This is a genomic window from Aquimarina litoralis (genome assembly GCF_019295435.1).
Taxonomy (GTDB): domain Bacteria; phylum Bacteroidota; class Bacteroidia; order Flavobacteriales; family Flavobacteriaceae; genus Aquimarina; species Aquimarina litoralis_A.
The window spans coordinates 1-19,773 of the sequence record NZ_WEKL01000107.1; the positions used below are offsets into that span (position 1 = coordinate 1).

Below are 19,773 nucleotides of genomic sequence, written 5' to 3' on the forward strand. Positions count from 1 at the left end.
GTTTAGGTCCATCATTACCAATAACATGAACATTTGAATAGGTCACTTTATCCATAGCAGATAAGCCACTGTTTGCAGGTGTATTAAATGAACAGTTATTATTGTCATTTCCATCTCCATCTCCGTCTCCATTATCATCTCCTTGGACAGTTAAAGTAAATGTTGCTTGCCCGGTTTCTCCATCGTTATCGGTAGCAACAGCTTTTACACTGTAAGTTCCAGCAGAAAGACCATTGACTTCATTTGGATTTGGAGAATTATCGTGACCCCATTCGTAAGGTGGTACATTTTCCTGACGCACTAAACTATTATTGATATATAATTTCACATTAGATATGCTTCCATCCGGATCGTTAGCATTAGCTACTACGGTAAGATCATACCCTTCTTGCACTGTAATATTACCAGATGGTGAAGCAAAAGAAACATTTGGTGCTTGATTATTACTTGTACCATTAACAGTTAGTACAAATGTTTTGCTAGTTTTAGCTCCATCATTATCTGTGGCTTCTGCTCTGAATGTATGCTGCCCTACTGATAATCCAAGAAGTTCATTAGGATTATTTCCTTGTCCCCAAGTATATGGAGCTACACTTTCTTGACGAATTAAACTACCGTCAACATACAGTTTTACATTATTAATAGAACCATCACTATCTGAAGCATTTACAGTAACCTGGAAATTGTTATATCCTTCTTGTACACTTGTATTTCCAGAAGGAGTTGCGAAGGAAACATTAGGTGGATTGTTTTCTCCTCCATCAGGTGGGTTACCACAACCTGTCCATACTTTAAAATCATCGAAAAAAGTATATTCTGTTCTAGGAGAATGCCAAACAGGATCTGTTCTCTTTCCTCCTCGATAGGTATTCATAATCAAAGCATTGATTTTCAAACTACTCTTTCCAGAGTTACGAATCTTAGCATTGTTATCACGATAGGTTTCTACACCATCAATCCACATGATCACTTTACCATTTCTCTGTCCTGGTGTGTTCATTTTAATATATTGACGAATGGTATACCATCTGTCATCCTTTAAGTCAGAATAAATTCTTTTCCCATCTCCGCAATCTCCATCTTTTCTAGGACTTCCATCAGTTTTGTCTGCAAAGTAGCTATATAAAATAAGATAAGGCTTTACTGTTTGTGCTCTATTTCTTCTCCACATCAAACGTGCAGACCACCCATCTGAATTATATTTACATCCTGACGGAATAGCACCACGACCACTACTTTCGCTATTTACACCTCTTGTTGAACCTCCAAGACCTGGTAATTTACCTCCTGTAGCCCAGAAGAAATTATCATCAAATTTTACTTTGTATTCTAAATACGCCTCATCTACAGCATCAAAATACGGATCAAATAGAAAACCACCGGATCTACCTGATGCATCATTCTTCAAATACTGCGCTCTTAATGTTCCATTGACAATTCTGGTCTCCTGAGGAGTGTTTTCTATTAAATTACTAGCTGCTCCAGGACCTTCAACTCCTCTATATGTAGATGCTGTCCATGGTTTTACTTTATTATTAAAGTCACTTTTTATATCTGAAATAGAATATCTCCTGTTATTCCAATTATTAAAATCGACATCAATAATTGTATTACATTGTGCAAAGGTTTGTTGGTTGTTAAAAAGAAATGCAAGACATATCACTAGGAATGATACCGTAAAAACATTTCTCCTTTTATTCGGTTTGTAGATTATATTTCGTTTCATAATCATAAAATTTTTGTTAGTTAATAAGTTAAGTTTGTGTTTAAATTTTTACTAGTTTGTATCTTTTAGATGTACCTTTAAAAGATTTGAGTTCCATAAAATAAATTCCATTGTTTAATGAGGATACATCAATGGACATGGAGGTTTCTTTATTACCAGGTCTAATAGTATTAATTCTTTGACCGTTTATATTGTATATGACAATTTCTTGAGTGGTATCTAAACCTTTTAAAAGAAGTGAATTCTTCACAGGATTCGGATAATATGAGAATTCTGACTCGTTTTCTATATCTGGCCTTAGTTTATTATCGCAAGAGGGAGTTTGATTAGAATTGCTGAAATATAAGGTAAAGCCTTTATTTTTAGATACCATAATGAAGTCTTCTCCATTTCTAGTAATCCAATAAGAACCATCTAGTCCTGATATACCAGAATTATCGATAGTAATAGAAGGATTTGATTCCCCCAACGTATGACTAAGCTTATTTTTTAGATCCACATAATAACTGGGAACTCCATTATTTGTATTAATAGCGAATTGATACAACCCATTATTAGCTGCATTCCAATTGATAGTCATTTTTCTAAAATTATTCAAAGCGGGTCCGTTAGAGCCCAGAACATATACCTCAGAAAAAGTAGTTTTATCTATACTAGAAATGCTATTATTTATCGGTGTACCAAAAGAACAACTGCTATCACCTCCATTATCTCCATCATCGTCTCCATCTTCATTAGTTACAGTAAGTGTGAAGGTTGTTTGAGAGGTTGCTCCTTTATTATCGGTAGCAACAGCTTTGAAAACATGTGTGCCGACTGATAAGTTATTTACTTCACTCGAATTTGGAGAATTTGCATGACCCCATTCATAAGGAGCCACGTTTTCTTGTCTTATAAAATTATCATCTATATATAGTTTTACGTTGCTAATGCTACCGTCATTATCTGAAGCGTTTACTTTTACATAAAGATTGTATCCTTCTTCGACTTCGAAATTGCTATTAGATGGTGTGGCAAATGAAACTGAAGGAGCTTGATTTGTATCACCTCCATTATCTCCATCATCTCCATCGTTATCATCAGAGTCACCTATTCTATTTTTTGACACTTTAAAATCATCAAAATAAGCATACACATCTTTCGTTGGTTGGAAGCTCTCATCACTTCCTCCAAAGAAGGTAGATAAGTAAATTGAATTTAAGTGTATATCTCCTTCATTTGACTGTCTATAATCTCCGTTATCAGTAATATTTATGGCTAATTGTCCATTAAGCCAAGCTCTCATTATACCGTTATTTTGACCAGGAGTATTTAATTTATTATACAATTCTATTTTATTCCATTGTCCTTTTTTAAACTTCACTTGATCCGGTTGCGGATTTCCGTTAGGTTCCTCGTATGGATCTATTAAACTCCAATTAATAGATGCATGCCATCCATCCCAACTAGGCTCTGTATTGTAATGAACATAAAATTCAGCAAGGCCATCATATCGCCACATAAGTCGAAGTGACATATTTCTTTCTGATGTCTGATAAGATAAGCCTGGTAATTTTCCTCCTGCTCTAAATTCAAAATCATTGGGGAAATAGACCATATAGCTGATATACAATTCATCTAGGTCTTCTCCTGTATCTTCCCAATAAACTTTAGTGTGCATTCCACTATTATTGGTTTTTACTTTTCCTTTAGGGTACTTAACTTTTAAAACTTTCCCTTGATTTGGGAAATCTTCTATAAAAACTCTTCCTTCGTCAGCTCCTTTACAAAAAGAGACATTCAGAGCATCTCTTATCATATCTCTATCATATTGACCTGATGGTAAATGATCAAAATCGTATTGATATACTAAATCTTGTTGTGCAACTGCTTCAACATTTAATAATAGGATCAATAAAACTGTTAATAAATAGTATCTTGATTTCATGGGACTTTTATATTTAAAATCTTGGGAGAATAATCATCAGGTAGAAACTCATGCGCTACCTGATGATTATTTTGGCTAAGACAAATTATTGCTTAGTAAACAGTATAGATTTTCTGAATTTTAGTCCTTTAACTATAAGAACATACATTCCAGATTTTAGCTGTGAGACATCTAGTCCTGTTTCGTTTCCTTCAATATGCCTTTGTAATATGATCTTACCCTGCATATCCGCGATTTCTAAAGTGGATTTTTCCTGAGAAATACCTCTTACGTTCAACATATTATCACTTACCGGATTTGGGAATAATTTGATGTTTGATAGCTTATCTTCCTCAATAGGTGATTTATTGTCACAATTAGGTGCTGAGCTCGAATTACTGAAGTAAATCGTAAAGCCTCCATTTTTAGAAACCATCACAAAATTATTTCCATCTTTTGCTACCCAATAAGATCCATCAAAGCCACTAATTCCTGAATTGCTAATGGTAACCTCAGGACTACCAGTATTAAAACTAGCATTGCTAAAAGGTCTAAGATCTACATACCAATTTGGATTACCATTATTCGTATTCATTGCAAATTGATATAATCCATTGTACTGTGGATTCCAATTAATACTAAATTTTCTGAAATTACTTAATGATGGGCCTCCATTTCCAAGTACATGCACTTCGGAATAAGAAACATTATCAAAAGCTGGCAATGCGCTATTTAAAGGTGTTCCGAAAGCACAACTATCACCACTTCCGTCTCCATCACCATCACCATCACCATCTCCATTACCACTATTCACTGTTAATACAAATGATGTTTCAGCTGTATTCCCTTCGTTATCTGTTGCTACCGCTTTAAAGGTATGGTTACCAGCAGGTAAATTTGTTGTTTCTGCTGGGTTAGGAGAAGTACTGTGTCCCCATTCATATGGATCAAATCTTTCTTGCCTTACAAAATTATTGTTGATATATAACTTTACATTGTCTATAGATCCATCACTATCACTTGCATTTACTTTTACATAAAGGCTATTGTATCCTTCATCAACGGTTATATTAGATGCTGGAGAAGCAAATGAAATGGAAGGTCCTTGATCACCTCCAGTATCGCTACTAGTAACTGTTAAGGTAATTGTAGTTGAACTTTTGGCTCCATCATTATCAGTAGCTTCTGCTTTAAATGTATGTGTTCCTGCGGATAACCCTAACAACTCATTGGAATTACTTCCTTGCCCCCATTCATAAGGTGCTGAATTTTCTTGACGAACTAGGTTATTATCCACATATAATTTCACATTACTTACAGAACCATCAGAATCAGAAGCGTTCACAACTACAAGTAAACTAGCATATCCTTCTTCTAAGGAGAAATTACTTGATGGTGACGCAAAAGATACGTTAGGTGCCTGATTCGGACCACCTCCATTACAAGGCACAATATTCCAGCTAGGACAGGATTCTGTTACAAAATTTGTTGTTCCATCGCTCACTGGAAAATCAGGAGAATTGGGATTACGTGTATTATTCCACACATGAATTTCGGAAGGACTTCCTTGTTTTTTTCTAGCTGTTGGAATTTCGTTTGCTCTGCTACCTAAATTAAAAGTATTATTAAAAATAGCATTTCTATAACCCGTATTAAATCCTGTTCCCCGATCTAAGAAATCAACACCTGCATTAAGGATATTAGATCCATCTCTGTTAAATGTATTGTTATATACAAATCCATAAGATCCCTTGAGATCGATAAAGGCATCTGCACTATTTTCACCTGAAATTCCTTGTGCGGAGAACGTACAATTACGAATAATTGTATTTTTAGTTCCTTCTTTTACATCCACACCTTCTGCGGTTACATTAGGGCCAACAATACAACCGTCTATCGTATTATTATTACATTCTCTTTCATATTGATCGTGCTGTCCTTTATCAGACCCAACATATAAGCCTTCACCAATTCCAGGCTTTTTAATTCCTACATTGTATACTCTACAATCTTTTACTAGATTAAAACTAGATCCATCTCTAAGGTGAATTCCTTCTTCTCCTAATTCTCTAACGGTTACATTCTCTAAAAGACCATGATTGGCATTATCAAAAACAATTCCTTTAGAACCTTCTTCAAAAATGATATTTTTTATTTCCCAATAATCTCCAAGCATATGCAAAACATAACCATCGTATTTTCCATCTTCACCCTTCAATATTGGTGGATTTGATGGATTTTGGGCTCTAATAATAATTGGATTTGACTGTGTTCCATTTTTATTCGAAGCATATCTTGTAGCTCTTCCACCGATATTTATTTTGTCTGGAGCTTCATACGTTCCTGAAGCGATAATAATTTCATCTCCAGGTTGCGCGTTTTGCATCGCATTTCTAATACAGTCTACAGAATTACAATTAATTGTTCCTGATCCTCCATTATCACCATCGCCATCTCCATCTCCATCTGAGTTTTCTGTCCAATTCTCAATAAGACTTTTGATATATACTCCTGTATCGGTAAGTTGATTGTTTTTTAGACCATTGATTCCTTGACCTGGTTTCACAATTGATGACCCTTCAGATTTATCACTAACAGCCCAATTTACATGGCTAATATTGTTATCTCTAAAGAAATTCATCCATCTTTCCGTTTCCTGAACATCTGCATTTCCATCTCCATTAGCATTTACTGCTCCCCACTCAGTTACAAATAATGCAACACCATTATTCAACGCAGTTTGTGCTTTATTTCTTAAAAATTGTGTGTGTGTTCCTGAATAAAAATGCAAGGTATACGCTGTATTAGCATCATTGATAGGATTATTTGAAGCAATATCTACATCTTGTGACCACGTTGGAGAGCCCACAATAATCAAATTATCTGGATCTTCTGATCGAATAGCAGCGATAACAGTTTCTGCGTAGCTTTTTACTTGTGACCATGATTGATTTATAGGTTCATTATAAATTTCATAGATCACATTAGGTTGATTCCCATAGATCGATGCCATTTCTCTAAAGAAATCTGCTGCTTCAGAAGTATAATCTTCTGCTTCATGTGTATGCCAATCGATAATTGCATAAATACCTTCATCTATTGCAGCATCAACTATAGTTCGAACTTTATTTTTTTGAAGATTAGGACTATCAATATATCCAGTTCCTCCATCCCAGTTTTCCTTAACTCCCATAGCAGCTCTAATAATTGAACTATTCCAATTATTCGCTAAGTGTTTTACAGTCTCGCTGTCATAGAAATCAGAAGTATCTCCCGCGTTACTCCAAAACAGACTATTTCCAGCTAAACTGACCGGATCATTATTCTTATCGACTATCTGATTTCCTTGAACTTTCAATCTCCCATGTTTCTGGACAATCGTTTGAGCCATCGCTCCTGCAGAAACGAATAATAGTATTGCTAACCATAACAATCCTTTTATTAAAAAATGTTTCTTGTGTGTGTAATGCATTCTCATAATTACATTTGTTTGTGTGTGTTATTTATAGTTATTGGTGATCTGATACGCTTAGTTATACAAAACAGTATTATTCATAGTTTTGTAACGTATCATTTTACCTAATGAAGAGGTCTGGTATGATAAAGTGAGATATAAACGAAATCGTTTGCGTATTCAAATGGTTTACTATCAATTAAACCTGTTTAGAATGAACACTTCTAAAATCGATTATAACTTTGACCTACAAACCAAAAATCTTCTGGTATGATCCAAATATTTAAAAAAATGATATGTCCAAATTCCGGAAGGGTGGGAGATAGAATTTAGATATCGAACTTACTTGCAATTATATTTAATTCAGAATATTAGTGAGATCTGGAATAATTATTGAATTTGGTTTATGGTTCTCTAAACCGGATGTAGTAATTATATGCCAATTTCTGTTTTAAATACTTTTATTTAAGTTTCTCTGGTTCAAAGAGAACAACTTAATAACATTCTTTTGTTTCCCGTCTAACACATTGTTCTAGACGGTCTTTTAAACTCATTTTACTTGTTTTTAGTATACCTCTTTTCTTTTTTATATGAAAAGCTGCATGTTTTAGTTAGTTAATTGTTACTATATATTAATTATCTACATTTAAAGGACCTCCTTTAGTTATGTAAACATTATCTATACTTAGCGAATATTCGCCATCATGTTCTCTTCTTGACGCGATTGCAAACCTTGTTAAAGTTTCCACGGCATATACGGACCATGTGCCTGTTCCACCAGATGGTCCAGAATTTACAAACTGGTCAAAAGTTATGGATAAAGTATACCATCCATCTTCATTAGGTGCATATCCTAAATCTTCTAAATTTTGTAAACTTGGTCTAAACTCTACGTATTCATCGGTTGTAGATCCATCACCATCGGCATCATAACCTTCATCAAATCGCAATCTAAATCCTGCCAGTGGACCGCTATAATCACTAGGGACACCCTGAAAATTAATTTGAATATTAAAGTAAAGTTGAGTAAGTTCTCTACTATCTTCATTAAAGAAATCTGCAAAAAAGCCTGAAGCTTCTCTAGAATGACCAATTTGACCTGTATAAGATCCTGAATCTCCAGTATCACTAGTACCTCCGATATAATAAAAGTTATTATCAATAGGATTTGGTACCAAAGTGGCTTCAGCTGAGAGCATATTACTTACACCGAGATTGGTAATCTCCGCATCTCCACCAGAACTAAAAAGTATGGTTTCTTCGTCAAAGGATTCGAAATATGGGGTGAGAACTTCAATTACATAAAATTCATTTGCGCTGACATCGGTTGAAGAAACTCCTCCATCACTTGTAAGCTCAATCGAACTCAGCCCTACTGGTGATGCGCCTAATGTAAAAACCACTTCTGTATCTGATGTACTTATAATATTAGCTTCTACTCCACCAACGCTTACCTTATTTGTAGTTGCCATAGCTGTTCCCGTTAAGGTAATTTCTTGTCCTACTTGAGCAGATTTCGGTGAAATATTTGTAACCAGAGGTGCTCCAGTTACGATAATTTCAAAACTTTCCACGCTAATTGCAATTCCTCCTTCTGTTGTAATTGATAATTTTCCGGTAGTTCCTCCTTCGGGAACAATTGTAGTCAGTGATCCTAACTTATTATCGCTAATTGTAGATGTAATTCCATTAAAAGATACCTCGGTTGCGTTTAAAAGATCTGTACCAAATATGGTTATTTCATCACCTGGTTCTCCAGACTCAGGTAAAAATCCAAGGATAGCTGGAATTCTAATTCCTCCATTGGATGAATCATCATTACTACATCCAGGAAATACGATTATTACGCATATTGTCAAAAAAATGAGACATAGGTGTTTTCCTACTTTAGAGTTTGTGTGATTCATAACAAAAGTGTTAAAATTTAGCCAATGTAATATTACTACTTAATATGACTTTAATAATCCACTTTTAGGGGTACATAAATACAACCAATTGATAATCAATTTTTTAAATAATACTCAAAAAACAACCAAATAAGGAATACACGTAGCTAAAACACTTAGATAATGTAATAATCTATCTACTTAAATTTTTAGTTATAGGAATAAAACTTAATTAGAAATTGCTTTGTATTTACAAAAAGCTAATAAATAAATGCATTGATTCAGATTCAAGTTTCCTTTTCGATAAATGTTTTGAAAAATTTTCTTAAATACTACTACCTGTTTCAAATTATAAGAATCAATGTTAGAGGATTACGCTAGCAAGCTATTCTGAAAAATGGTTATAAAAATGGTAGAAATACTCTACAAGTATGCATATTACTAAGTTGGGATAGTTAAGGTAGCTAAAACTTTTGCAACAAACGAAACTAACCATACAAATAAGCTGAATCAACCCTGAAAATCACTATTGTTAATGAGCTTTGTGAATAAATGAAAATAGTTAATAAAAGTAAAATAGTATATTTTGTAAGTTTTACAGGTTTATTAAACTTTATAAAAAAATGGAAATTCAAGAATGCAACTTAAATATCCGATATGATCTGCCAAAAGAGGTTTTTGATAAATTAGAACATGTGTTTTCTAAAATGCCTGGATGGCTGGGTTATGGAACTAAATCAAAAGGTGATAAAGGTTCGCCTTATTGGTTCAGTTATGATGAAAACGAAAAATATATCACAGCATTTTTAAGATCTGGAGGGTTACAATTCGAAGCAAACATGCAAACAGACGAATGGATCTCTTGGAAAACTCAGTTTAAAAAAGTCGCCACAGAAATATTAAGATTTAAAGTTGGAGAGATTGCAAAAGGTGAAGTTGGGCACAAAATTGAATGGATAGACTAAATAGTAATAGATGCAGATAAAATTAATTAAACATCCATACGTAATTTTCTGGAGTAGTATTCCTATTTTGTTATTAGTATCCCATTATAAAGCAAATCAAACATTAGACATTAATATACATGATACCTATTATGTGTTTTCTCAGCAACAACTATGTGTTTTCTTAAGTGTATTTTTTGGAATTACAGGTTTGGTATATTGGTTATTAAAGAAATTCAATTTTAAAACTATTCCAATACTAGCCGTATTACATATATTCTTTTCTGTAGGGGTAGTTTTGGGAAATAGTATTCAAGAACTTTTAGTTGACTATTTTTTAGGTAAAAGATATTATACTATTACCGATATTCCATATGCATCCACTTTGATCTTCATTTTAATGATCAGTATCGGGCAAATCATTTTCTTGCTAAATGTTTTTTTAGCCATTGTAAACGGAAGGAATAAAAAAAGCTTAATCCGAGATTCTTAAAAAAAATACTTGTTAGTTTAGTACCTTTATAGTAAGGTAACTTATAACATGAACGTTTACAAAAACAGCTATGGACTGGTTAGATAATGCACGCAATCATTGGAAAAATAGAGGTAATAAAAGACCTTCATTTGCAATAGAACCTAAAGAAGGACAAAGATCTGTTTGGGATTTTCCGCGGCCACCGATCATTGAAAAAGTGAGTAAACCAATACTCATCAAAGATCAAGGTAACAAAATTGTAGGTTCAAAAAATGCATTGGCAGTATTGGAGACCGCTAGTCCTCCTACATATTATATTCCGAAATCAGATGTGAACGAATCGACTTTGGTAATGATGCCTACTAAAACTTCCTTTTGCGAGTGGAAAGGAAAAGCAACATACTACGCTTTAAAAACCAATGCTGAGCAACCAATAGCATGGTCATATGCCAATCCTTTTCCGGAATTCGGATCACTTAAAGATTATATCGCGTTCTATCCTCAACATCTTCAATGTTTTGTAGATGGAGATTTAGTAAAAGCTCAAAACAGTAGCTTTTACGCTGGATGGATCACACCAGATTTGGTTGGTCCATTTAAAGGAGAACCTGGAACAGAAGGTTGGTAGTTTAAACGTTACTTAAAGAATGTATTTTTTTAAGTTCATAATCTATTATTCTGGAGTTGGACTAAAGAAATAGAAAAATATCAATCAACATATAATTCAATTAATTAGTTATTTAAAAGTTAGCTTCTAAAGTATTTGATAGTAAACTAGAAAATGGGGTAAATATTTATTTTTAAACTAATAGTAAGCTACTTTTCGAGAATTAAAATCCAGTCTTTCTTATCTTCTTCGATTATAGTATAGCCATTATCAAGATAAAATTCTTTAGATCTTTGAAACTCATTCATAAAATCTCCAAGAACTTTTATACCATTTCCGGTAATAATTTCGTTTTGTCCCTCTTCGGTTAGAGCGAATTTTATTCTAATTTTTCCTTTGCTCTCAAGAGCTCTATTAATACTATCCATTTCATTTGTATTTACGTTTTTCTTTGTTTTATTCTAAGATTAAGGCTATTAACAAAATTAAATTTCATTTCTGGAGTTCCTTCAAATGTTAATCGAACTTTTCTAGATGTATTATTGTTTACCATTTCCAATCTAACGTGCATTTCTTGGTAACTACTAACAAAATCTTCTATGATATCTTTTAATCTTTCCGGCAGTTCAATACTATATTTATGTTCACTCATTAATTTTAATAACTTAAAAACTGGGGTTCAATTATCTTTAAATGCTATTGTTTAAAAATATTATAACAAATAAAAATTAGGGATTTTTCCCCAATATATTAAAAATTTTATAGATGTGCTCAGCATTCCGTTTAAGAAGTAGTAGTTTTTTGTAGACTAATGTTCGTATGAAGAATTACTTTGAGACACATCGCTATAAGCTAAACACTTATTTTATCCATAAGACCAATATCATTATCTTAGTATTTACCTGAAATCTGGAGTAATTAAGTGATCAATCCTAGTAGATAATTCTAAATTCCTTAAAAAATCTTTTAGATTTGTAAACTAACATATATGACGCAATACCTGAGGATATACCTGTATATGAATATATTCTTATGTTGTCTTCAATATTCTACTTTAAACATAAATATTATAATTGCATCTACAACTTTCAATTTTTGATATATTAATAATAATAGGAATGTTTACAGGAACAATCTGTAGCATACTTTTATTTACAAATCATAAGAAAAAAAAATCTAATACATATTTAGGTCTAGCCATATTAGCTTTTGTTTGGTTGAATACTAAAACATTGTTGCTCTCCTTAAATTTATGGGAAATTCACGGCTTTGGTTTTTTCCCTAACGGAATCGAACTGGCAATTCCTCCTTTATTTTATTTTTATCTAAAATCTTTGGTTCAACCTTCGTTTACATTTGGGCGTAAACAATGGTTACATTTTATACCATTTTTTCTTTCGCAGTGTTACGCAACTTTTGTTTATATAGCTATAATGCAAACTTCTATCTATTCAGAAAAATATATAATAGCTAATTCGTTTCTTTTTAATGAAGTAAAGCACATCGAAGAATATCTTATGATAATAAGTACCATCATCTATCTATATTTTGGATTCCAACATATTCAAAAATATAGGAATTGGCTTTCAAAAAATATCGCTGACACCAAGTATTCCGAACTTAATTTCCTCAATATTTTATTGTTTGGAGTATCATTTATTTCGATATATATACTCACTAATTTAATGCTAAACTCAATTTTACCATATGAATACAATTGGCGTTGGCGTTTAGGACATGTACTCATCGCTGTTTTAATATATTATTTAGGACTCGTTGGGTATAAAAATTCTGATTTAGTTCCTTTAGAATTTTCAATCAAACCAAAACCTAAACAACCCAAAAATTTGACTGACGAAATTCAAAGTAGCATCATGTCAAAATTTAAAATTGCTATAGATGAAGATAAAGTCCACCTAAACCCTAAATTAAGCCTGCAAGAATTAGCGAAACTCATAGGTGTAAGTGAAACTAACTTATCAAATTCTATTAATACTTATTATGGCGAAAACTTCCGCACTGTGATTAACAAAAAAAGAATAGAAGAAGTAAAAAAACGATTGCTTAACGACGATCTAAACAACCTGTCATTTTTAGGACTAGCAAAAGAATGTGGGTTTAATTCTGAAGCTAGCTTTTATAGAATTTTCAAAACAACAGTAGGTTTTACACCAAAACAGTATCTTGAAAAACATCTAAACATACCTAAAACTCAATAGATCTTGTCTTTTTACTATCAAAACTTTTTTTGATAGTTATTCACCTGTTCTTTATACCTAATAGCGCTTTATAGTTCATTTATTTTGAACAAAATTTTAAAATTATGAATTATACTTTTTTTAGCAAACCCTATATAAAGGGTGTTTTCATTTTATCCATTATAACAACTTTAAACTTTAGTTGTAGTACTTCAAAACCTCAATTTGCGGGTACTAGCTTTGAAAAACACAAAACATTAGATGGAACAAATTTTACGCAACAAAGATTAGACTCTTTAACAAATTTTCTAAAAGATGATCTTGAAACAACAGGAATGGTCATCTTAAAGGATGGTAAAATTCTATATGAGTATGGAGATATTGAAGAAGTCAGTTTTACTGCTTCTTGTCGCAAAAGCATTTTAAGTATTTTATATGGTAAATATGTTGAAAATGGGACAATAAACTTGAATCAAACCATTGGAGAAATTGGAATTGAAGAAGACAAAGGTCTTTTAGATATCGAAAAATCTGCAACCGTAGATCATATCTTAAACTCTAGTTCAGGGGTTTTTCTAGAACCCGTTAATGGAGGTTATGACAAAAGAAACATTTTGGAAAGAGGTTCTGTTACACCTGGCGAATATTTTGTTTACAATAATTGGGATTTTAATGTAGCTGGAGCAATTCTTGAAATAAAATCTGGTAAAAGTATTTATCAGGATTTAGAGGAACAGTTGGCTATTCCACTTGGTTTTCAAGATTGGAACATTAAAAATCAAAAAAAGAAATACAAAAAAAGCAAGTCTAGATATCCTGCATACCACATTTATATATCCACTCGAGATATGGCAAAAATTGGGCAGTTAATGCTCAACAAAGGAAAGTGGAACGGAAAACAAATCATTTCTCAACAATGGATTGAAAAAATCACAACACCTGTAATACCAACCCAAACTATAAATGAACGATATGGAGGGAATGAGTCAAGTCCTTATCAATTTTCATATGGTTATTTATGGTGGTTAATTGATAATTTCAAACATCATCCAGATTTTGAAGGTGCCTATACTGCAAGAGGTTGGGGAGGACAATACATCACCATATTTCCTAAAACAAATGTCGTTGTGGCTCATAAATGTAATGTATCTACCTTAGTAAAATGGGGACTTCTTTCTGGAGGTGTTAGCGAATATGCATATTGGAATTTACTATATGATTTTATCAAAACACAAGGATAGGTGCTATAAAAAACAATAGATCATTCGATTCTAAAAATCAATGATGCTAGTTAAATCTATTCAATCTGGACTATCGTTCATTTATTTAGAACCATTGAATTAGATTTTGAATAGAAAACGGCTAACTAAGATTGATCTTCGAACTTATTAGTTAAAACAAAATAACCTTATGTCTAAGCAGAAGGTTATTTTTTAAGTACTCAAGGTGGGAATCGAACCCACACTCCCGAAAGAACTGGATTTTGAATCCAGCGCGTCTACCAATTCCGCCACTTGAGCATTTTTCATTGAATTGGACGGCAAAATTAAAAAAATATTTCATCAGATCCATTAAATAAGTAATAAAATACGTACGAGAGTAGAAATAAATTTTTAAATTTGCACCTTGTTTTAAAAAAATAAGTTTTAACTCATTACAAAACAACTGTTTACCCTATGCCTAAATCAATTACAGAAGCACAATTTTTTGCGTGTAACCAAAGTACAGAATTAGCTGAAAAGATCGTACAAGCGTATGGGGCCAAATTAGGTAATGTAATTACATCTACCTATAGTGATGGTGAGTTTCAACCTTCTTTTGAAGAATCAGTAAGAGGATCCAGAGTTTTTATTATCGGATCTACACATCCAAGCTCTGATCATTTGATGGAAATGCTATTAATGTTAGACGCGGCAAAAAGAGCTTCTGCAAGACATATTACTGCCGTAATGCCTTATTATGGATGGGCACGTCAGGATCGAAAGGACAAACCAAGAGTTCCTATAGCAGCAAAGTTAATAGCAAAAATGCTAGAAACTGCTGGTGCAACAAGAATCATAACAATGGATCTACACGCAGATCAGATTCAGGGATTCTTTGAAAAACCAGTTGATCATTTATATGCTTCTACGATATTTTTACCATACTTACAATCTCTAAATCTGGATAATCTTACGATAGCTTCTCCAGATATGGGTGGTTCTAAGAGAGCATATGCATATTCTAAAGCATTGCAAAGTGATGTGGTTATCTGTTATAAGCAACGTGCTAAAGCCAATGTGATTTCTCATATGGAATTAATTGGTGATGTAACCGGAAAAAATGTTGTCCTTGTAGATGATATGGTAGATACTGCCGGAACACTTACCAAAGCTGCCGATTTGATGATGGAAAGAGGTGCTAAAAGTGTAAGAGCCATTTGTACACATCCAATTCTTTCGGGTACAGCCTATGAGAGATTAGAAAATTCTAAATTAGAAGAATTAATCGTTACAGATTCAATTCCTTTAAAACAAGAAAGTAGTAAAATCAGAGTAATTACATGTGCCAATTTATTTGCAGATGTAATGAATAGAGTTCATAATAATGAATCTATCAGCTCTAAATTTATCATGTAAATTAATAACTATTAATATATTTAAAAATGAAATCATTAACAATCAATGCATCTCAAAGAGAAAGCGTAGGCAAGAAAGCGACAAAAGCCTTACGTAATGCTGGACAGGTACCTTGTGTTATTTATGGTGGAGACACTATTGTACACTTTGCAGCGCCAGAAATTGCTTTCAAAAATTTAGTGTACACTCCAGACGTTCATACCGTGGTAATAGCGTTGGATAATGGTAAAAGTATAAATGCTATCCTACAGGACATTCAATTCCACCCTGTAACTGATAGAATTTTACACATCGACTTTGTGGAGATTTTTGATGACAAACCAATCACTATGGAAATTCCTTTTAAAACTACTGGAAATTCTAAGGGTGTTCGTAATGGTGGTGTTTTACGTTTTAACTTAAGACGTATTAAAGTAAAAGGTTTAGCTTCAAAATTACCAGACGTAATCGAAGGAGATATCACAGAATTAAAAATCGGTAATAAATTATATGTTACCGATGTAGCAAGTGAAGATTTTACAATTCTTCATCCTGATAACACGGTGATCTGTCAAGTGAAAACTTCGCGTAACGCAGTTGCAGATGACGCTGATGAGGAAGAAGAAGCAGAAGCAGCTACTGCCGAAGCTTAATCTTTTCTTCATAGAAAAACAATCAAAGCACTCTGATTCTTTTTTCAGAGTGCTTTTTTTATTTTTGAAAAGATTTTTGAGGGCATGCCCTACTCCCGATAGCCATCAGGATTCGGTCGGGCTATTGGTTTTACTCCTCAGCTGTTTACCCTTCGAGCTCCTCAGGGTATGCATCATACAGAGTAATCTTTACCATCCCTCACGAAAAGAAAAGTTATGTTTGCTATTTTTAGAAACCTTTTTTCAAAAAAAGAAGAAGAAACTCAGGAAGATCTTATGAAAAAATTTCTTGTTGTAGGTCTTGGTAATATCGGACCTAAATATCATAATACACGCCACAATATTGGTTTTAAAGTGCTGGATGCATTGGCAAAAGAAGAGAGCTTAACATTCGAAACAGAAAAACTAGGAGATCTAACCACCTATAAATATAAAGGCAGGACGTTATTACTATTAAAACCAAGCACTTATATGAATCTTAGTGGAAAGGCAGTACGGTATTGGTTAACAAAAGAAAAAGTTCCAATTGAGAATCTCTTGATCATTACTGATGACATTAATCTTCCTTTTGGAACCATTCGATTAAAAGCAAAAGGAAGTGCAGGTGGTCATAATGGTTTAAAGGACATCGAAGCGCAATTAAATACTTCCAAATACTGTAGATTTAGATTTGGTGTGGGAGCTGAGTTTAGCAAAGGCAGACAAGTAGATTATGTTTTAGGAGAATGGAATTCTGATGAAGAAGCTGCTATGCCAGAAAGATTGGATAAATCAATATCGTTAATCAAATCTTTTGTAGGTGCAGGATTAACAAATACTATGAATACCTTTAACGGAAAATAAATAGTAGTTCTCACAACATTTGCTTAATTTTATAGCTACCTAGAAACATACAAATCATATAAGAGTTATTAAAACTAGCATAGCCGTATGGTTATATCAAAATTAATCTCCTTGAAATCAAATAAACATATAAAGTCAACAACTGTTGTTGCGCATTTAAATACATTCCATCTTACCTTAAAAAATCAATAAAAAAGCGGATGAAACTTTATAACGACGCAAAAACATATGACAATCATACTCCTTCAGTGGTTACTATTGGCACTTTTGATGGAGTTCATATAGGACATAAAAAAATAATTGAGCGGTTAGTTGACGCTGCAAATCGTGACAATCTGGAATCCGTAATTCTAACCTTTTTCCCACATCCTCGTATGGTGTTGCAAAAAGATACGAACATCAAACTTATAAATACCATTGATGAACGTATTCAGATATTGGAAAAAACAGGCTTGGACAGCTTAGTTATCCATCCATTTACAACGGAATTCTCCCGACTCACAGCCAAAGAATATGTAGAGCAGATGTTGGTAAAAACATTAAATCTGCGCCATGTAATTATTGGATACGATCATCGTTTTGGTCGCAATCGAAATTCTAATATCACAGATCTCGCATCTTTCGGAATTCAAAATAACTTTACAGTCGAAGAAATTTCAAAACAAGATATTGATGATGTTGCTGTAAGCTCTACCAAAATCAGACAAGCTTTATTAGAAGGAGACATCACAAAAGCTAATAAGTATTTGGGGTATAATTTTATGCTTACAGGTAAAATTGTAAAAGGAAAAGAGTTAGGACGGAAACTAGAATATCCAACTGCAAATCTTCATATAAAAGAAGATTACAAACTAATTCCAAAGAAAGGAGTTTATGTAGTACAATCTAAGATTAACGGTAAGTTATATTTTGGCATGATGAATATTGGCAATAATCCTACTGTTAATGGAAAACATCAGACTATCGAAACTCACTTTTTTGATGCCTCATTTAATTTATACGAAAAGAAAATTCAAATAGAAATCTTAAAACGTATAAGAGACGAGAAGAAATTTGATTCTTTAGAAGATTTAAAAACAGCAATGCAAGAAGACGAAGATTTTTCTAGAGATTATATAAATTCTATGGTATGATCAATCGATGGCTATTTACACAAATTGACAATAGTGCATTAATAATTTTTAGAGTTTTTTTCGGGTTTTTAATAGCTGCCGAATCTTTTGGTGCTATTCTAACCGGATGGGTTCGGAGAACTTTGGTTGAGCCGCAATTTACATTCAATTTTATCGGGTTTGAGTTTTTACAACCATTGCCAGGTAATGGTATGTATTTCTATTTTGCATTAATGGGTGTTTTTGGAATCTTTGTTATGATAGGTTTTAAATATCGATGGAGCATGATCGCTTACACCATTCTTTGGGCTGGTGTGTATTATATGCAGAAATCATCGTATAATAATCATTATTACCTCCTATTATTGCTATGTATACTGATGAGTACATTACCTGCTGGTAATTATTTTTCGATCGATGTAAAACGAAATCCTGCACTCAAAAAAATAGCCATGCCTAGATGGTGTGTTTTATTTATAATTATCCAACTTTGGATTGTATACACCTATGCATCTGTAGCAAAATTGTATCCAGATTGGTTGGATTATACAGTAGCAAGAAATTTGATGCTCTCTAGAGCAGATTACCCAATTGTGGGAGGCATATTACAAAAGCATTGGACCCATGTAAGCATTACATATTTTGGAATTTTATTCGACCTTTTAATTATTCCATTATTATTATGGAGAAGAACAAGATTAGCAGCTTTTTGTATTAGTATATTTTTTCATCTATTTAATTCCTTCGTATTTCAGATAGGCATATTCCCATATTTATCATTGGCATTCAGTGTGTTTTTCTTTTCAAAAGAAAGAATTCATAGAATTTTTATGCCCAAAAAAGAATTTTATACCGATAACGAAATCATTGTGCCTTCTTATAAAAAGTTTTTAATACCTGCTTTGTCCGTTTGGTTTGTTATTCAACTTGCATTACCAGTGCGACATTGGTTCATTCCAGGTGATGTGTTATGGACCGAAGAAGGCCATAAGCTAAGTTGGCGAATGATGCTACGTGGACGATCTGGTTATACTAATTTTCATGTTGAGCTTAAAGATGAAAATTCCAAAAGAATACGAGTAGATAAGAATAAATATTTATCTAAAAAACAGCGACGCATTGTAAATACCAAACCTGATGCTATTTGGCAATTCGCTCAATTCCTTAAAAAAGAATATAAAAAAGAAGGAAAAGATATCGCAGTATATGTTACCAGTCGAGTATCTGTAAATGGTAAAAAACCAAGGGTTCTTATAGATCCAGATGTAGACCTTACTAGTGTTGATTGGAATTATTTTACAACCAATCCTTGGGTAATTAAATATGATAAAGAATAATTCTTTATTATTGTAAAGCAATATTTTAGTGTGTA

16 protein-coding genes and 1 tRNA gene are annotated in these 19,773 nt (G+C 32.9%); 10 read left to right on the forward strand and 7 right to left on the reverse strand.

Features of this window, described 5'->3' with window-relative positions; genetic code table 11:
- The 4 genes from GBO31_RS23365 to GBO31_RS23380 form a co-directional block, all read right to left on the reverse strand.
- The coding region (locus GBO31_RS23365; RefSeq protein WP_246615973.1) for a polysaccharide lyase at window positions 1-1,726 on the reverse strand (1,726 nt) is incomplete at its 3' end.
- A 40-nt stretch (window positions 1,727-1,766) separates the two neighbouring features.
- The gene (locus GBO31_RS23370) at window positions 1,767-3,653 is read right to left on the reverse strand and encodes a polysaccharide lyase (protein ID WP_219011039.1); all 1,887 of its coding nucleotides are present in this window, start codon (window positions 3,651-3,653) and stop codon (window positions 1,767-1,769) included.
- Window positions 3,654-3,738: 85 nt separating this feature from the next.
- Window positions 3,739-7,110, reverse strand: a complete 3,372-nt coding sequence (locus GBO31_RS23375) for a cellulase family glycosylhydrolase (RefSeq protein WP_219011040.1) — start codon at window positions 7,108-7,110, stop codon at window positions 3,739-3,741.
- A gap of 608 nt (window positions 7,111-7,718) precedes the next feature.
- Window positions 7,719-8,993 carry an IPT/TIG domain-containing protein gene (locus tag GBO31_RS23380; RefSeq protein ID WP_219011041.1) on the reverse strand — a complete coding sequence of 425 codons (1,275 nt, stop codon included), beginning with the start codon at window positions 8,991-8,993 and terminating at the stop codon, window positions 7,719-7,721.
- A 602-nt stretch (window positions 8,994-9,595) separates the two neighbouring features.
- On the opposite strand from GBO31_RS23380, the gene GBO31_RS23385 reads away from it, so the two are divergent.
- From GBO31_RS23385 to GBO31_RS23395, 3 genes are all read left to right on the forward strand, one after another.
- Window positions 9,596-9,937 (forward strand): hypothetical protein, encoded by a 342-nt coding sequence (locus GBO31_RS23385; protein ID WP_219011042.1) that lies wholly within the window; start codon window positions 9,596-9,598, stop codon window positions 9,935-9,937.
- Between the two features lie 10 nt (window positions 9,938-9,947).
- On the forward strand, window positions 9,948-10,409 hold the full coding sequence (locus tag GBO31_RS23390; RefSeq protein ID WP_219011043.1) for a hypothetical protein: 462 nt from the start codon (window positions 9,948-9,950) through the stop codon (window positions 10,407-10,409).
- Window positions 10,410-10,479: 70 nt separating this feature from the next.
- Window positions 10,480-11,019, forward strand: coding sequence for a DUF427 domain-containing protein (locus GBO31_RS23395; protein WP_219011044.1), 540 nt, complete (start codon window positions 10,480-10,482; stop codon window positions 11,017-11,019).
- Between the two features lie 188 nt (window positions 11,020-11,207).
- On the opposite strand, the gene GBO31_RS23400 is transcribed toward GBO31_RS23395, so the two are convergent.
- Window positions 11,208-11,426: a hypothetical protein gene (locus tag GBO31_RS23400; RefSeq protein WP_219011046.1), complete on the reverse strand. Its 219-nt coding sequence runs from the start codon at window positions 11,424-11,426 to the stop codon at window positions 11,208-11,210.
- Between the two features lie 11 nt (window positions 11,427-11,437).
- Window positions 11,438-11,650 carry a hypothetical protein gene (locus GBO31_RS23405; protein WP_219011048.1) on the reverse strand — a complete coding sequence of 71 codons (213 nt, stop codon included), beginning with the start codon at window positions 11,648-11,650 and terminating at the stop codon, window positions 11,438-11,440.
- 466 nt (window positions 11,651-12,116) lie between these two features.
- On the opposite strand from GBO31_RS23405, the gene GBO31_RS23410 reads away from it, so the two are divergent.
- Together GBO31_RS23410 and GBO31_RS23415 are read left to right on the forward strand one after the other, a co-directional pair.
- Window positions 12,117-13,217 (forward strand): helix-turn-helix domain-containing protein, encoded by a 1,101-nt coding sequence (locus GBO31_RS23410; protein WP_219011050.1) that lies wholly within the window; start codon window positions 12,117-12,119, stop codon window positions 13,215-13,217.
- Between the two features lie 104 nt (window positions 13,218-13,321).
- Window positions 13,322-14,437: a serine hydrolase domain-containing protein gene (locus GBO31_RS23415; protein ID WP_219011052.1), complete on the forward strand. Its 1,116-nt coding sequence runs from the start codon at window positions 13,322-13,324 to the stop codon at window positions 14,435-14,437.
- Between the two features lie 197 nt (window positions 14,438-14,634).
- Here GBO31_RS23415 and GBO31_RS23420 read toward each other — a convergent pair.
- Window positions 14,635-14,716 (reverse strand) — tRNA-Leu (locus GBO31_RS23420).
- 156 nt (window positions 14,717-14,872) lie between these two features.
- Between GBO31_RS23420 and GBO31_RS23425 the strand changes: the two genes are divergently transcribed.
- The 5 genes from GBO31_RS23425 to GBO31_RS23445 all read left to right on the forward strand — a co-directional run bounded on the left by GBO31_RS23425 (window position 14,873) and on the right by GBO31_RS23445 (window position 19,738).
- Window positions 14,873-15,814, forward strand: a complete 942-nt coding sequence (locus GBO31_RS23425; RefSeq protein ID WP_219011054.1) for a ribose-phosphate pyrophosphokinase — start codon at window positions 14,873-14,875, stop codon at window positions 15,812-15,814.
- A gap of 26 nt (window positions 15,815-15,840) precedes the next feature.
- Window positions 15,841-16,446: a 50S ribosomal protein L25/general stress protein Ctc gene (locus GBO31_RS23430; RefSeq protein WP_219011055.1), complete on the forward strand. Its 606-nt coding sequence runs from the start codon at window positions 15,841-15,843 to the stop codon at window positions 16,444-16,446.
- 216 nt (window positions 16,447-16,662) lie between these two features.
- Window positions 16,663-17,289, forward strand: a complete 627-nt coding sequence (gene pth, locus GBO31_RS23435; RefSeq protein WP_246615974.1) for an aminoacyl-tRNA hydrolase — start codon at window positions 16,663-16,665, stop codon at window positions 17,287-17,289.
- 200 nt (window positions 17,290-17,489) lie between these two features.
- A complete protein-coding gene (locus GBO31_RS23440) occupies window positions 17,490-18,422 on the forward strand; it encodes a bifunctional riboflavin kinase/FAD synthetase (protein WP_219011056.1) in 933 nt (310 codons plus the stop codon).
- Window positions 18,419-19,738, forward strand: a complete 1,320-nt coding sequence (locus GBO31_RS23445) for an HTTM domain-containing protein (protein ID WP_219011057.1) — start codon at window positions 18,419-18,421, stop codon at window positions 19,736-19,738. Before GBO31_RS23440 ends, GBO31_RS23445 begins: the two co-directional genes overlap by 4 nt.
- The last annotated feature ends 35 nt before the right edge of the window (window positions 19,739-19,773 follow it).